Below are 14428 nucleotides of genomic sequence, written 5' to 3'. Positions count from 1 at the left end.
GGGCGCTGGAGATCGCGGCAGAGCGGAACAAGGCGGCCGACGCCGCCGACGACGACTGGAAGAACGGTTGAGTTCGACGACGAGCACCCGGAACCGCAGGAGTTCCCGAGCATCGTGGTGACCACTCCCATCGTCGTCGCGCCTGCGATCGACTTCGCCGACGTGCGCGCCGAATTCGACCTCGTCGACGTCTTCCCGTCCGATGCCCTCGACGAGGCACGGCAGGCGGCCGACCGCTACGCGGACGTCCGCGAGGACCGCACCGACCTGCCGCTCGTGACCATCGACCCACCCGGATCGATGGATCTCGATCAGGCGCTGCACCTCGAACGCACCGACGACGGTTTCGTGCTGCACTATGCGATCGCCGATGTGTACGCACTCGTCGAACCGGGTGGCGCTCTCGACGCCGAGACACATCGTCGCGGGCAGACCTTCTACCTGCCCGACGGCTCGATTCCGCTGCATCCGCGCGAAGTGTCCGAGGGCACCGCGAGCCTGTTGCCGGACGTCGTCCGCCCCGCGGCGCTGTGGCGGATCGAGACCGACCACCGCGGGGAGCCCCTCGCGGTGAGCGTGCGGCGCGCGCTCGTCCGGTCGGTCGCGCGCATGGACTACGCCGGAGTGCAGCGCGACGCCGATGCGGGCAGGTTGCATCCGTCCGTCGAGGCGTTGCCCGACTTCGGCCGGTTGCGCGCGGCCGCGGCGCTCGCGCGCGGCGCGATCGAACTGCGCCTGCCCACACAGGACGTCGTGCCGCACGGCGACGGCTGGAGGCTGCAGATCGAACCGCGGACCGAGGCCGACGAGTGGAACTCCGAGATCTCGCTGCTCACTGGAATGTGTGCCGCGCAGATGATGATCGCCGCCGGGATCGGTCTGCTGCGCACCCTTCCCGCCGCCGATCCCGCGGCGGTCGACGGGCTGCGTCGCACCGCTCGGTCGTTGGACGTGCCGTGGCCGCCGGAGATCGGAGTCGGGTCCTTCCTCGCCGGACTCGACGCCCACGATCCGCGGACGCTCGTGTTGATGAGCGAAGCGCCGACGCTACTGCGCGGGGCGTCCTACGCCGCCTTCGACGGTGAACTGCCCGAGACGATCCTGCACGGAGCGATCGGCGCGCCCTACGCGCATGTCACCGCGCCGTTGCGCCGGTTGTCCGACCGATACGCCACAGAGGTGTGCCTCGCGGTGTCGTCGGGCCTGCCCGTCCCGGAGGCGGTGCGCGCGGAACTGTCCGCGATGCCGAAGATCATGTCGTCGACGGATTCGCTCGCCGGCAAGGTGAACCGGGCGTGCATCGACCTGGCCGAGGCCGTCGTGCTCGCGCCGCGAGTGGGGGAGACCTTCGAGGCGACGGTGCTGAAGGAAGCCACCGACCGGCATGACGCCGAGGTGTTCGTCGCCTCCGAGACCGTCATCGGCCCGTGCGGCGGGGCACCCGAGGAGGGCAGCACCGTGCGGGTGCGGCTCACCCTCGCCGACCCGCAGGCCCGCAAGATCCGCTTCGACCATGACCGGTGAGACCACGCGGCGGCGACGTCCGGTTGCTGCCGTCCTCGCCGTCGCGGTCGCATTGTGTGCGGCGCTCGCGGTGCTCGTGTGGTGGATCCTGCCGAACCGGCTGTTCCCCTGGGACAGTGCGTCGTTCCCCGAGATCGACACGTCGGCGTTGTCGCCGGCGCAGGTGCGGATCGTCGAACTGCTCGAGGAACAGCACGAGGCGCAACCGCCCGGCACGTTCTACTCGGAGGGCGTCCGCGAAGCGTGGTGCGCCGACTTCGTCAGCTGGATCATGCGGGAAGCCGGTGTGCCGCTGTCCAATCCGCACTCGGGTCATTGGCGGATCCCGGGCGTGTACACACTCCAGGAGTACTACGAGCAGACGGGCCGCTACGAACCGGCAGGAACGGGTTACCGGCCGGAGGTCGGCGACGTGGTGCTGTACCACAACAGGATCGGCGTCGGCCAGCGCGAGCACACGAACATCGTCGTCGCCGTCGACGGTGATTCGGCGATCACCGTCGGCGGCAACGAGATGGGCCGGATCCGCGTCCACGAACTCGACCCGGCCGGTGACGACGCCGTGATCGGCTTCGGGCGGTTACCCGCCTGATCCGCTGTCAGCGGAAGGAGTCGGTGGCCTCGACGAGCCGGTGGACGATCCCCGGTTCGGTCGCCGCGTGTCCCGCATCGTCGACGATGTGCAGCCGGGAGGACGGCCACGCCTCGTGCAGGTCGTAGGCACTGCGTGCCGGGCACACCACGTCGTAGCGGCCCTGCACGATCACACCCGGGATGTCGCGCAGCAGGTGCGCGTCGCGCAGGAGCGCCCCCTCGTCGAAGAAGCCGCGGTGGTGGAAGTAGTGGTTCTCGATGCGGGCGAAGGCCAGCGCGAACCGGGGTTCGGCGGTTTCCGCGACCCGGTCCGGGTTCGGCAACAGCGAGCTCGTGGCGCCCTCCCAGGTGGACCACGCGATGGCCGCGTTCAGGGCGACGTCCGGATCGGTCGAGTGCAGCAGACGGTGGTAGACGTCCACGGGATGCTCGCCCGCCCCGGCCCCGGCGAACGGGGCGCAGAAGCCCTCCCATGCCTCGGGGAACAGCCGGCCGGCGCCGCCGTTGTAGTACCAGTCGATCTCGCTGCGGCGCAGCAGGAAGATCCCACGAAGGACGAGCTCGGTGACACGCTCGGGGTACCGCTGGGCGTAGGCGAGGGCGAGAGTCGATCCCCACGACCCGCCGAACACCATCCACCTGTCCACCTCGAGGAAGGCGCGTAGGCGTTCGATGTCGGCGGCGAGGTGGTCGGTGGTGTTGACCGACAGATCCGCACCATCGGCCACGTGGGGTCGCGACCGGCCGCAGCCGCGCTGGTCGAACAACACGATCCTGTAGGCGGCCGGGTCGAAGAAGCGGCGGTGCAGGGGTGCGGTGCCGCCACCGGGACCGCCGTGGAGGAAGACCACGGGCTTGCCCTGCGGGTTACCACTGACCTCCCAATACAGCTGCTGGCCGTCGCCGACGTCGAGCATGCCCGTCGCGTGCGGCTCGATCGGCGGATACAGTTCGCGTCGCTCCACGGGTCAGAACCCGACGAGACCCGACGCGAGATCGGGAATGTCGAGGCCGCGCAGGGCCTCCTCGCGCACCTGCGGGCACTGCGCGGAGGTCGCCGCGTCGATGCGGCCCCGGTCGCCCGCGAGCACGACGAGATCGACACCGTTCGCCGCACCCCATTCACCGACGAGGATGTTGAGGCCGCCGCGACCCACCGACGGGGTGTAGGTGCGCCAGTTCGACAACTGGCCTTCGAGGCGAGCACACAGGTCGGCGGTCTGCGCTTCGGTGAAGCCCCCGGCTCCGGCTTCCGAGGGTGAGCCTGCCGCGGACGGCGAACGCGTGGGCTCCGTCGACCGCGACGTCTCGACCGTGGCGTCGGTCGACGTTCCGCTGGGTGCCGGATCCTGAGCCGGTGCGCAGCCGACGAGAACACCGGCCAGTGCGGCGGTGACGGCGGGGACGAGACTGAAGCGGAGCTGCATGGACACCTCGTGGTTTCGTACGGTCGGGTCGTCGTCGAGTCTGCCACCGATCCGGAAGGTGCCCGAAAAATGCGACGGGCACCACCGAACTCGTCGATGGTGCCCGTCGTCGCAGATCCTCAGAAGGAGTGCTCGGGCCCCGGGAAGGTGCCCTGCGCCACTTCTGCTGCGTACTGCGTTGCGGCGCGGCGCAGTTCGTCGCCCACCTGCCCGAACTTCTTGACGAACTTCGCGGTCTTCCCGCTCGTGTAGCCGGCCATGTCCTGCCAGACGAGGACCTGGGCGTCGCACTCGTTGCCGGCGCCGATGCCGACGGTCGGGATGCTCAGCTTGCGGGTGACCTGCCCGGCCAGATCGGCCGGCACCATCTCCATCACGACGGAGAACGCACCCGCCTCCTGGACGGCGATCGCATCGGCGACGAGCTGTTCGGCGCCGTCGCCGCGTCCCTGCACCCGGAACCCGCCGAGCGTGTTCACGGACTGCGGGGTGAAGCCGATATGGGCCTGCACGGGGATGCCGGCGGCGGTGATCGCGGCGATCTGCGGAGCCATCCGCTCGCCGCCCTCGAGCTTCACCGCGTGGGCGCCGCCCTCCTTCATGAACCGCACGGCCGTCGCAAGGGCCTGCTCGGGCGAGGACTCGTAGGAACCGAACGGCAGGTCGGCGACGACGAGCGCGTGCGGAGCACCCCGTACGACGCCGCGGACGAGAGGGAGGAGCTCGTCGACGGTCACGGGCACCGTGGTGTCGTAGCCGTACACGACGTTGGCTGCCGAATCGCCCACGAGCAGGACGGGGATGCCCGCCTCCTCGAAGATGCGGGCGGAGGAGTAGTCGTAGGCCGTCAACTCTGCCCAGCGGCGGCCTTCGGCCTTCATCGCCTGCAGGTGATGGACTCGTGTCTTGCGCTTGGGGGTGTCGGCAGGGGCTGCAGCGGAAGCCGCGCCACCGTATACGGACGTCACGTTGTCGGACATCACTGTCCCTTTCTTCCTCGAGGCCCTCGGGGTCCCCGGGTCGGGTGATGACCGTCTCAGTCTGCCACTCGGGCCGGAACCCGCGAAGATCCCGGGGCGGTGCGATTCGTCACACCACTGCGCCGCCGGTGGTGAACAGCGCCGGTCGCGAGGGCAGTGCGCAGCTCTGTCCGTGGCACGATCGGATCGTGCCCCACCCTGTTCGTGCGCGAATCCGTCGTCTGTCCGTCCTGGCGCTCGTGGCCGCTGCGGCGGCGACCGCATGCGGTGACGCCGCCGAGGAGGCACGGCAGCCCTCGGCGGTCGGAGTGGTTCCCGGACTCGAACGGTTCTACCAACAGGACCCGGAGTGGGGGTCGTGCGGGCCGTACGGCGCCGAGGGGCCGATGCTGGAGCGGCAGGGCGTGGAATGCGCGCGGGTCGAGGTTCCGCTCGACTACGCGGATCCGAGCGGTGAGGTGATCACCCTCGCGGTGTCGCGCTTGGCCGCCACGGGCGACCGGATCGGTTCCCTGCTGGTCAATCCCGGCGGACCGGGCGCCTCGGGGCTGTCGACGGCGCTCGCCGCCGACAGCACCGTCCTTGCCGACCGCTTCGACGTGATCGGCTTCGATCCTCGCGGTGTCGGGTCGTCCGAACCGGCGGTCCGCTGCCTCACCGACGCCGAGTTCGACGCCGACCGCGCCCTCGACGACGGGGACACGAGCCCCGAGGGCATCGCCGAGGCGGAGAAGCGCAATCGCGAATACGCGCAGCTGTGCGCCGAACGCAACGGTACGGACCTGCTCGCCCACGTCGGCACTCGTGAGGTCGTGCAGGACATGGACGTGCTTCGCGGCGTTCTGGGCGACGACGCGCTGACCTATCTCGGCTACTCGTACGGAACCCGGCTCGGCACCCTCTACGCCGAGGCCTTCCCCGGTCGGGTGCGGGCCATGGTGCTCGACGGTGCGATCGACCCCGAGCAGGACCCGGTCGAGGAGATCGTTCTGCAGGCCGACGGCTTCCAGAAAGCCTTCGACGAATTCGCGGCGTACTGCGCGCAGTACGCCGGATGCCCCCTCGGGGCCGACCCCGGCCGGGCCGCCGAGCGGTTCCGGGCGCTCGTCGACCCACTGCTCGACGCTCCCGCACCCACGACCGACCCGCGCGGACTGAGTCACCGCGATGCGATCACGGGTGTGCAGCAGGGGTTGTACTCGCCGACGCTGTGGGGGTCGTTGCGCGGCGGGCTGGAGTCGCTCGCGAGCACCGGCACCGGCGACACCCTGTTGCGCCTCGCCGATCTCTACGAAGGGCGCGGCGAGGACGGCACCTACAGCAACATCACCGACGCCTTCAACGCGATCCGGTGCGTGGACGACCCACCGGTGACCGACCGGGCGCTCGCGGGCGAACTCGACACGCGGTTCCGCGCGGCCGCACCCTTCCTCGACGACGGCCGCGGCACCGGATCGGCGGCCCTCGACGTCTGTGCCTTCTGGCCGGTGCCGGCCACCGGGGAACCGCACACTCCCGACGTTCGCGATCTGCCGCCCGTGCTCGTGGTCTCGACGACCGGGGATCCCGCGACCCCCTACGACGCGGGGGTCGAACTCGCCGCCCGGCTCGGTGGTGTCCTGGTGACCTTCGAGGGAACGCAGCACACCGTCGCCCTGGACGGAAACGAGTGCGTGGACACCGCTGTGACCAGCTATCTGGTGGATCTCGAGGTGCCCGCGAGGGATCCTCGCTGTTGACCGGATGGGTGTGTGAGCGACACGCCACCCGGATGCGCCTGCCGATGTAACACGGAATTAACGGATTATGCCTAGTCTCGCGGGTATGGATCGCCAGAAGGAGTTCGTGCTCCGCACCCTCGAAGAGCGCGACATTCGGTTCGTGCGTCTGTGGTTCACCGACGTCGTCGGCACTCTCAAGTCGGTGGCGATCGCGCCTGCCGAACTCGAAGGGGCCTTCGAGGAGGGCATCGGCTTCGACGGCTCGGCCGTCGAGGGCTTCTCCCGCATCTCCGAAGCCGACATGGTTGCGCGTCCCGACGCCACCACCTTCCAGGTGCTGCCCTGGAGCGACGACCGGGGCCACCAGTACTCGGCCCGGATGTTCTGCGACATCACCATGCCCGGCGGCACCCCGAGCTGGGCCGATCCCCGCCACGTGCTGCGGCGTCAGCTCAACAAGGCTTCCGATCTCGGGTTCAGCTGCTACGTGCACCCCGAGATCGAGTTCTTCCTCGTCGAGGACGGCCCCGAGGGGAGTGCACCCGTGCCGGCCGACATCGGCGGCTATTTCGACCAGTCGGTGCACCGTTCCGCCCCGCACTTCCGGCGCCACGCCATCGACGCGCTCGAATCCATGGGTATCTCGGTGGAGTTCAGCCACCACGAGACCGCGCCGGGCCAGCAGGAGATCGACCTGCGCTACGCCGATGCGCTGTCCATGGCCGACAACGTCATGACCTTCCGCTACGTGGTCAAGGAGATCGCGATGCAGGAGGGCGTGCGGGCCACCTTCATGCCCAAGCCCTTCCGCGATCACGCCGGTTCGGCGATGCACACCCACATGTCGCTGTTCGAAGGTGAGACCAACGCCTTCCACGACCCGGACGACCCGCTACAGCTCTCGGCGACCGGCAAGGCGTTCATCGCCGGCATCCTCGAGCACTCCAACGAGATCAGCGCCGTCACCAACCAGTGGGTCAACTCGTACAAGCGTCTCGTGCACGGGGGAGAGGCACCGACGGCCGCCTGCTGGGGTCCGTCCAACCGCTCCGCGCTCGTGCGTGTCCCGATGTACACCCCGAACAAGGCGTCGTCGCGGCGCGTCGAGATCCGCACCCCCGACTCGGCGTGCAATCCCTACCTCACCTTCGCGGTGTTGCTCGCGGCCGGTCTGCGCGGCATCGAGAAGGGTTACGAGCTCGCACCCGAGGCCGAGGACGACGTGTGGTCGCTGACCTCCGCCGAGCGTCGCGCCATGGGCTACCGCGAACTGCCCACCGATCTCGACATCGCGCTGCGCGAGATGGAGAAGTCCGAACTCGTCGCCGAGACCCTCGGTGAGCACGTCTTCGACTACTTCCTGCGCAACAAGTGGCGGGAGTGGGAGAACTACCGCAGCCAGGTCACCCCGTTCGAACTCGAGCAGTACCTGGGGTTGTAAGCGACGATGGAAACGTGGTGAGACCGCCCAGCGCGCGTTCGGTAGTTCCCGGCCCCGGTCGGCTCGGCCTCGTCGAGCCGACCGCCCCTGCCGAACTCGCTCGACTCGGATGGAACGACGCCGACAGCGTCGAACTGCTGTGGTCGCTGTCCCGTGCCCCGAACGCGGATCTGGCGTTGCGCACTCTCGTGCGACTGGCCGACGCGCTCGGTGACGACTGGACGGACCTCGACTCGGCGCTCCGCTCGGACACAGGCCTGCGAGGCCGGCTGTTCGGGCTGTTCGGTGCGTCGTCGGCGCTCGGCGACCACGTCGTCGCCAATCCGGATCGCTGGACGATGCTCGCGGGCAGCGCGGCGCTGCCCGACAAGCACACCTTCACGGCGCGGATGCTCGACAGCGTCGACGCCGAACCCGAGCCCGACGGGCGGCCCGGCCGGTTGATCCACCGGGCCGGGCTCGTCGGCCCACACGCGGTCGCGGCGCTGCGGACCACCTACCGCGACCAGCTCATGCTGATCGCCGCCGCCGATCTCGCCGCGGTGGTCGAGAACGAACCGGTGGTGCCCTATCTCGAGGTCGGTGCGCTGCTCGCCGACCTCGCCGATGCGGCGCTGACCGCGGCGCTCGCGGTGGCCGTGTCCACGGTGATCCCGGACGGCCCGTGCCCGATCGACCTCGCCGTCATCGCGATGGGCAAGTGCGGTGCGCGCGAACTGAACTACGTCAGCGACGTCGACGTCGTGTTCGTCGCCGAACCCGCCGATGCCCGGGCGAGCCGGATTGCCGGCGAGATGATGCGCATCGGCACGTCGGCGTTCTTCGAGGTCGATGCCGCGCTGCGCCCGGAGGGCAAGCGCGGTGAACTCGTCCGCACCCTCGAATCCCATGTCGCGTACTACAACCGGTGGGCCAAGACCTGGGAGTTCCAGGCGCTGCTCAAGGCACGCCCGATGACCGGGGATCTCGACCTCGGCCGCCGGTACATCGACGCCATGAGCCCGATGGTGTGGACCGCTTCCGAACGCGAGGACTTCGTCCCCGATGTGCAGGCGATGCGGCGCCGGGTCGAGGAGATGGTCCCGCCCGAACTGCGCGAGCGCGAACTCAAGCTCGGACGCGGCAGTCTCCGCGACGTCGAATTCGCCGTGCAGTTGCTGCAACTCGTGCACGGCCGCGTCGACGAGTCGCTCCGCGTCCCCAACACCGTCGAAGCGCTGTGCGCGCTCGCCGACGGCGGCTATGTGGGCCGCGACGATGCGGCGAACATGCGGGCGTCCTACGAATTCCTCCGCCTGCTCGAACACCGGTTGCAGTTGCAGCGGCTCAAGCGGACCCACACCCTGCCTCCCCCGGAGGACCGCGAGGCGCTGCGCTGGCTCGCCCGTGCCGCCCACATGCGACCGGACGGACGCAAGGACGCGCTCGGCGTCCTCGAATCGGAGATCAAGCGCAACTCGTCGCGGATCCGCAAACTGCACGCGCGCCTGTTCTACCGGCCGCTGCTCGACTCGGTGAGCAAGCTCGACAAGGAAGCCCTGCGCCTGTCGCCCGACGCGGCGGTCCGTCAGCTCGCGGCGCTCGGCTACAACGCCCCGCAGCACGCGATGGAACACCTGGCGGCGCTGTCCGGCGGGGCCTCACGCAAGGCGCGAATCCAGGCGCTGCTGCTCCCGCAACTGCTCGAATATCTCGGGGAGACAACCGATCCCGATGCCGGCCTGCTCGCCTATCGGCGGCTGTCCGATGCGCTCTACGACACCGTCTGGTTCCTGCGGGTGCTGCGCGACGAACCGGCGGTGGCCGAACGCCTCATGACGGTTCTCGGCTCGTCGGCCTATGTCGCCGACCTGCTGGTGAAATCTCCCGACGTCATCCGCCTGTACGCCGACGCCTCGACCGGGCCGCGGCTGCTCGAGGCGAACCCTCCCGAGGTGGCGCGCGCCCTCGTCGCCTCGTCGTCGCGCTACTCCGATCCCGCACGCGCGATCGCCGCCGCGCGCTCACTCCGCCGTGCCGAACTCGCGCGGGTCGCGAGCGCCGACATCCTGGGGATGCTCGACGTGCCGCAGGTGTGCAAGGCGTTGTCCGCGGTGTGGGCGGGCGTGCTCGAAGCCGCGCTCGACGCGGTGATCCGTGCCTCGGAACAGTCTCGCGGACCGGCCCCGGCCCGCATCGCGGTGATCGGGATGGGACGGCTCGGTGGCGGCGAACTCGGCTACGGATCCGATGCGGACGTGTTGTTCGTGTGTGATCCGCTGCCGGACGCCGACGAGACCGATGCGGTCAAGTGGGCCACGAGCATCGCCGAACAGGTGCGGCGACTGCTGGGTGCGCCGAGCACCGATCCGCCTCTCGAGGTGGATCTGGATCTGCGTCCGGAAGGTCGCAGTGGTCCGATCGTGAGGACGTTCGCGTCCTACCGGGCGTACTACACCCAGTGGGCCGAGGTGTGGGAGGTCCAGGCCCTGCTGCGGGCGCATGCCGTCGCAGGGGATCGCGAACTCGGCACACGTTTCCTGCACATGATCGACGACGTGCGGTATCCCGAGGGCGGGGTCTCCCACGAGGCCGTCCGAGAGATCCGGCGGATCAAGGCCCGTGTCGACTCCGAGCGGCTGCCGCGCGGCGCCGATCCGGCGACCCACACCAAACTCGGCAGGGGTGGGCTCGCCGACATCGAGTGGACCGTGCAGTTGCTGCAGCTCCAGCACGCATACGGCATCCCGGCATTGCACACGACCTCGACGCTCGACGCGCTCGACGCCATCGGAGCCGCCGAACTGCTCAGCGCCACCGACGTCGAACTTCTCCGGACGGCGTGGATCACCGCGACGGATGCGCGCAACTGCCTCGTGCTCGTGCGCGGTAAACCGACCGACCAACTCCCCGGTCCCGGACGGTTGCTGGAAGCGGTTGCCCGCGTGACGGGTTGGCGTGGCGAGGACGCGTCGGAGTTCCTCGACTACTACCTGCGCGTGACACGGCGTGCACGGGCGGTCGTCGAACGGGTCTTCTGGGATTAGTCGGCCGTCAGTCGCAGACGATGACGAGTGCGAGTCCTCGCCAGACCTCGATCTCGGTCTTGTCCCATGTCCCGTCTTCGTGATTCCAGTCGTATTCGACCTCGACGTCGTAGCCGCGGTCGCGTTGCTCGGTCACCCGGCAGTTCTGCATGGTGCTGCCGGAACGGTTGAGGATGATGTAGGGGACTCCGGCGTCGGAGAGCACTGTCCGGGCCTGCTCCTGTGACATCCCGACGACGGAGACGTCGGTCTGTGCCGCTGCGGTGCCGGCGAGTGCGACGGACAAGGGGACGGGGGACAGGAGCGCGGCGGCACAGGCCGCCGAGATGAGAGATCTACGCATGGTGGGGCCTCCCGGGGAGACGAGTCGTTCGAGTACGGACCTCGTCGCATCTGCTCCCCCCGAGAGCGGAATGTGACACATATCACCAAAATCGCACTCCCACGGTACACCTCTGTGTAGTAAGTCTGTCCAGTCCGTTTTCTCGGTACCCCTTTCCCCGCACGCGGCGGAGCCACCCGCCGAGGACGGCGGATGGCTCCGGAGTGGTGCATCAAACGCGGTCGTGGACCGCCGAGGCCATCACTTCTTCAGGTCGAAGCGATCCAGGTCCATCACCTTCGTCCAGGCCGCGACGAAGTCACGCGCGAACTTCGGGCCTGCATCGTCGGCCGCGTAGACCTCGGCCAGCGCCCGCAACTGCGAGTTGGCCCCGAAGACGAGGTCGACGGCGGTCGCGGTGTACTTGACCTCGTCCGATCCCCGAGCGCGACCTTCGTAGACGCCCTCACTGTTCTGGGAGACCTTCCACTCGGTCCCCATGTCGAGCAGATTGACGAAGAAATCGTTCGTCAGGGTCTGCGGACGGTCGGTGAAGACCCCGTGCGTGCTGCCCCCGTGGTTCGCGCCGAGAGCACGCAGACCGCCGACGAGCACTGTCATCTCGGGAGCCGTCAACGTCAGCAGGTTCGCCCGTTCGAGGAACAGTTTCTCGGGTGGGAGCTTCTCGCCGCCGCGCAAGTAGTTGCGGAAGCCGTCGTGCTTCGGTTCGAGCACCGCGAACGATTCGACGTCCGTCCACTCCTGAGTGGCATCCGTGCGGCCTGGTGTGAACGGCACCGTGATCTCGTGCCCGGCATCCTTGGCGGCCTTCTCCACCGCGGCGCTCCCGGCGAGGACGATCAGGTCCGCCAGCGAGATCTTCTTGCTCCCGCCCGAGCTGTTGAACTGCTCCTGGATGCCTTCGAGGATCTGCAGAACCTGTGCGAGTTGCTCGGGCTCGTTGGCCTCCCAGTTCTTCTGCGGCTCGAGCCGCACCCGCGCGCCGTTCGCCCCACCGCGCTTGTCGGTTCCGCGGAAGCTCGCAGCCGACGCCCACGCGGCCGTGACGAGCTGCGGGACGGTTGCTCCCGACTCGAGGATCGTGCTCTTGAGCGACGCGATGTCGCTCTCGTCGATCAGCTCGTGGTCGACATCCGGTACCGGGTCCTGCCAGATCTGGGGTTCCGGGATCCACGGGCCGCGGTACCGCGAGATCGGACCCATGTCGCGGTGCAGCAGCTTGAACCACGCCTTGGCGAATTCGCGCTCGAGTTCCTCGGGGTGATCGAGCCAGCGGCGGGTGATCTCGCCGTAGATCGGGTCGTAACGAAGAGCGAGGTCGCTGGTGAGCATCGCGGGTGCATGCTTCTTCGACGGGTCGTGCGCGTCGGGCACCGTACCGGCGCCGCCGCCGTCCTTCGGCGTCCACTGCCACGCCCCGGCGGGACTCTTGGTCTTCTCCCACTCGAAGGCGTAGAGGGTCTCGAGGAAGGTGTTGTCCCACTTCGTCGGAGTCGGCGTCCACGTGACCTCGAGGCCACTGGTGATCGTGTCGCCGCCTACGCCGGTGCCGAACGAGTTCTTCCAGCCGAGTCCCTGCTGTTCGAGCGGCGCGGCTTCGGGTTCGGGACCGAGATTGTCGGCCGGTGCCGCACCGTGGGTCTTACCGACGGTGTGGCCGCCGACGATCAGCGCCGCCGTCTCGACGTCGTTCATCGCCATCCGGGCGAACGTCTCGCGGATGTCGCGTCCGGACGCGAGGATCTCCGGATTACCGTTGGGTCCTTCGGGGTTGACGTAGATCAAGCCCATCTGCACCGCGCCGAGCGGACCCTGGAGTTCGCGCTCGCCCGCATATCGCTCGTCGCCGAGCCAGGTGTCCTCGGGGCCCCAGAAGACCTCGTCGGGCTCCCAGATGTCCTCGCGGCCGAACGCGAAGCCCATGGTCGTGAAACCCATCGACTCGTAGGCGCAGTTGCCGGCGAAGATGATCAGGTCGGCCCACGAGAGTTTGCGGCCGTACTTCTGCTTGATCGGCCACAGCAGACGACGCGCCTTGTCGGTGCTGACGTTGTCGGGCCAGCTGTTGAGCGGGGCGAACCGCTGCGCGCCCTTGCCGCCGCCGCCGCGGCCGTCGGCGATGCGGTAGGTGCCGGCCGAATGCCAGCCCGTCCGGATGAGCAGACCGCCGTAGTGACCGAAGTCGGCCGGCCACCAGTCCTGTGAGTTCGTCATGAGGTCGAAGAGATCCTGACGGAGCGCTTCGACGTCGAGTGTCTCGACCTCCTTCGAATAGTCGAAGTCGGGTTCCATCGGATTGGACAACGGTGAATGCTGGTGCAGCACCGTCAGATCCAGTTGTTCCGGCCACCAGTCCTGATTGGTCCTCGGCCGGTGCGGTGACGGCTCGGGGGCGGGGACTGCCGGGTTTTCGCTTTCGGACACTGCGGTTTCCTTCCGGATCAGTGGATCGGACCGATTTCGGGCTGTGGTCGTAGGTCGTCTGTCGAACAGTCGCGGCACAGGCCCCAGAAGACGACGTCCGCCTCGTCGACGTCGAAACCTGCGTCGTCCACCGGCGTCAGGCAGCGCAGGTCGCCGAGGGTGTGGCCGACATCCGAGATCGCGGCGCAGGACCGGCAGACGAGGTGGTGATGGCGGTCGCCGACACACACCTCGTACCGCGCGTGGAAGCCTGCGGGCCGGATTCGCCGGAGCACTCCACGTGCCGAGAGCGCGTGGAGGATGTCGTACACGGTGTGCCGGCCGATGCCGGGAACGACGGCGGCGACAGCATCGAAGATGCGATCGGCATCGGCGTGCGGGTGCTCGTGCGCCGCATCGAGCACCGCCAGACGCTGCCGGGTCACGCGAAGACCGGCTGCACGTAACCGCTCGGAGAAATCCTGCGTCGAGGGCACGTGCCCACTATGGACCACTTTTCTGGAATCGGTCGCGATTCGGTCGGATCCGATGACGAACGAACGCATCTCGCGCGCCGAACCGGGGTTCGCTACCGCTGCAGCCGGGGCGAGCCCCGGTTCGGCGCGCGAGGATGCCGGTGCGGAAAAGACGAGAGGCCGCCCGTCCCGAACAGGGGACGAGCGGCCTCTCGAAGAGTGCCTACCGGATTCGACTCAGCAGTCGAAGTACAGCTGGAACTCGTAGGGGTGCGGACGCAGGTTGACCGGAGCGATCTCCTGCTCGCGCTTGAGCGAGATCCAGGTCTCGATGAGGTCGGTGGTGAAGACGCCGCCCTCGGTGAGGTACTCGTGGTCGCGCTCGAGGTTGTCGATGACGGCCGACAGGCTGGTGGGAGCCTGCGGGATGTTCTTGGCCTCCTCCGGCGGGAGCTCGTAGAGGTCCTTGTCGACCGGGGCGAGCGGCTCGATC

At 68.7% G+C, this 14428-nt stretch carries 11 protein-coding genes and 1 pseudogene; 5 read left to right on the top strand and 7 right to left on the bottom strand.

Annotation, left to right across the window (positions count from 1 at the left end; translation table 11 throughout):
* Positions 1–114: 114 nt before the first annotated feature.
* Positions 115–1524: an RNB domain-containing ribonuclease gene (locus tag R1101_RS0106685; RefSeq protein WP_016932684.1), complete on the top strand. Its 1410-nt coding sequence runs from the start codon at positions 115–117 to the stop codon at positions 1522–1524.
* Positions 1514–2116, top strand: a complete 603-nt coding sequence (locus R1101_RS0106680; RefSeq protein WP_016932683.1) for a CHAP domain-containing protein — start codon at positions 1514–1516, stop codon at positions 2114–2116. The genes R1101_RS0106685 and R1101_RS0106680 overlap by 11 nt, the downstream gene beginning before the upstream one ends.
* A gap of 7 nt (positions 2117–2123) precedes the next feature.
* Here R1101_RS0106680 and pip read toward each other — a convergent pair whose 3' ends face one another.
* The 3 genes from pip to panB all read right to left on the bottom strand — a co-directional run bounded on the left by pip (position 2124) and on the right by panB (position 4525).
* Positions 2124–3035, bottom strand: a complete 912-nt coding sequence (pip, locus tag R1101_RS0106675; RefSeq protein WP_051017494.1) for a prolyl aminopeptidase — start codon at positions 3033–3035, stop codon at positions 2124–2126.
* Positions 3036–3086: 51 nt separating this feature from the next.
* The gene (locus R1101_RS0106670; protein ID WP_037222351.1) at positions 3087–3545 is read right to left on the bottom strand and encodes a hypothetical protein; all 459 of its coding nucleotides are present in this window, start codon (positions 3543–3545) and stop codon (positions 3087–3089) included.
* A gap of 119 nt (positions 3546–3664) precedes the next feature.
* A complete protein-coding gene (panB, locus tag R1101_RS0106665) occupies positions 3665–4525 on the bottom strand; it encodes a 3-methyl-2-oxobutanoate hydroxymethyltransferase (RefSeq protein ID WP_016932680.1) in 861 nt (286 codons plus the stop codon).
* Positions 4526–4713: 188 nt separating this feature from the next.
* On the opposite strand from panB, the gene R1101_RS0106660 reads away from it, so the two are divergent.
* The 3 genes from R1101_RS0106660 to R1101_RS0106650 all read left to right on the top strand — a co-directional run bounded on the left by R1101_RS0106660 (position 4714) and on the right by R1101_RS0106650 (position 10713).
* On the top strand, positions 4714–6264 hold the full coding sequence (locus R1101_RS0106660) for an alpha/beta hydrolase (RefSeq protein ID WP_081494041.1): 1551 nt from the start codon (positions 4714–4716) through the stop codon (positions 6262–6264).
* Positions 6265–6349: 85 nt separating this feature from the next.
* On the top strand, positions 6350–7687 hold the full coding sequence (gene glnA / locus R1101_RS0106655) for a type I glutamate--ammonia ligase (protein WP_006554416.1): 1338 nt from the start codon (positions 6350–6352) through the stop codon (positions 7685–7687).
* A gap of 14 nt (positions 7688–7701) precedes the next feature.
* Positions 7702–10713 carry a bifunctional [glutamine synthetase] adenylyltransferase/[glutamine synthetase]-adenylyl-L-tyrosine phosphorylase gene (locus tag R1101_RS0106650; protein WP_016932678.1) on the top strand — a complete coding sequence of 1004 codons (3012 nt, stop codon included), beginning with the start codon at positions 7702–7704 and terminating at the stop codon, positions 10711–10713.
* Between the two features lie 7 nt (positions 10714–10720).
* Here the strand turns inward: R1101_RS0106650 and R1101_RS0106645 are convergent, their stop codons facing one another.
* The 4 genes and pseudogenes from R1101_RS0106645 to R1101_RS26010 form a co-directional block, all read right to left on the bottom strand.
* Positions 10721–11056: a hypothetical protein gene (locus R1101_RS0106645; RefSeq protein ID WP_016932677.1), complete on the bottom strand. Its 336-nt coding sequence runs from the start codon at positions 11054–11056 to the stop codon at positions 10721–10723.
* A gap of 240 nt (positions 11057–11296) precedes the next feature.
* A complete protein-coding gene (gene katG, locus R1101_RS0106640; RefSeq protein WP_198420245.1) occupies positions 11297–13480 on the bottom strand; it encodes a catalase/peroxidase HPI in 2184 nt (727 codons plus the stop codon).
* A gap of 17 nt (positions 13481–13497) precedes the next feature.
* Complete coding sequence (locus tag R1101_RS0106635) at positions 13498–13956, bottom strand: Fur family transcriptional regulator (protein WP_198420244.1); 459 nt, start codon at positions 13954–13956, stop codon at positions 13498–13500.
* Positions 13957–14172: 216 nt separating this feature from the next.
* Positions 14173–14428, bottom strand: a pseudogene (locus R1101_RS26010) (type I glutamate--ammonia ligase); the annotation flags it as partial.

Source organism: Rhodococcus sp. R1101 (genome assembly GCF_000278445.1).
Lineage (GTDB): Bacteria > Actinomycetota > Actinomycetes > Mycobacteriales > Mycobacteriaceae > Rhodococcus > Rhodococcus gordoniae.
The sequence above is the reverse complement of the archived record's forward strand: the minus strand, read 5'-3'. Positions and strand labels throughout refer to the sequence as shown.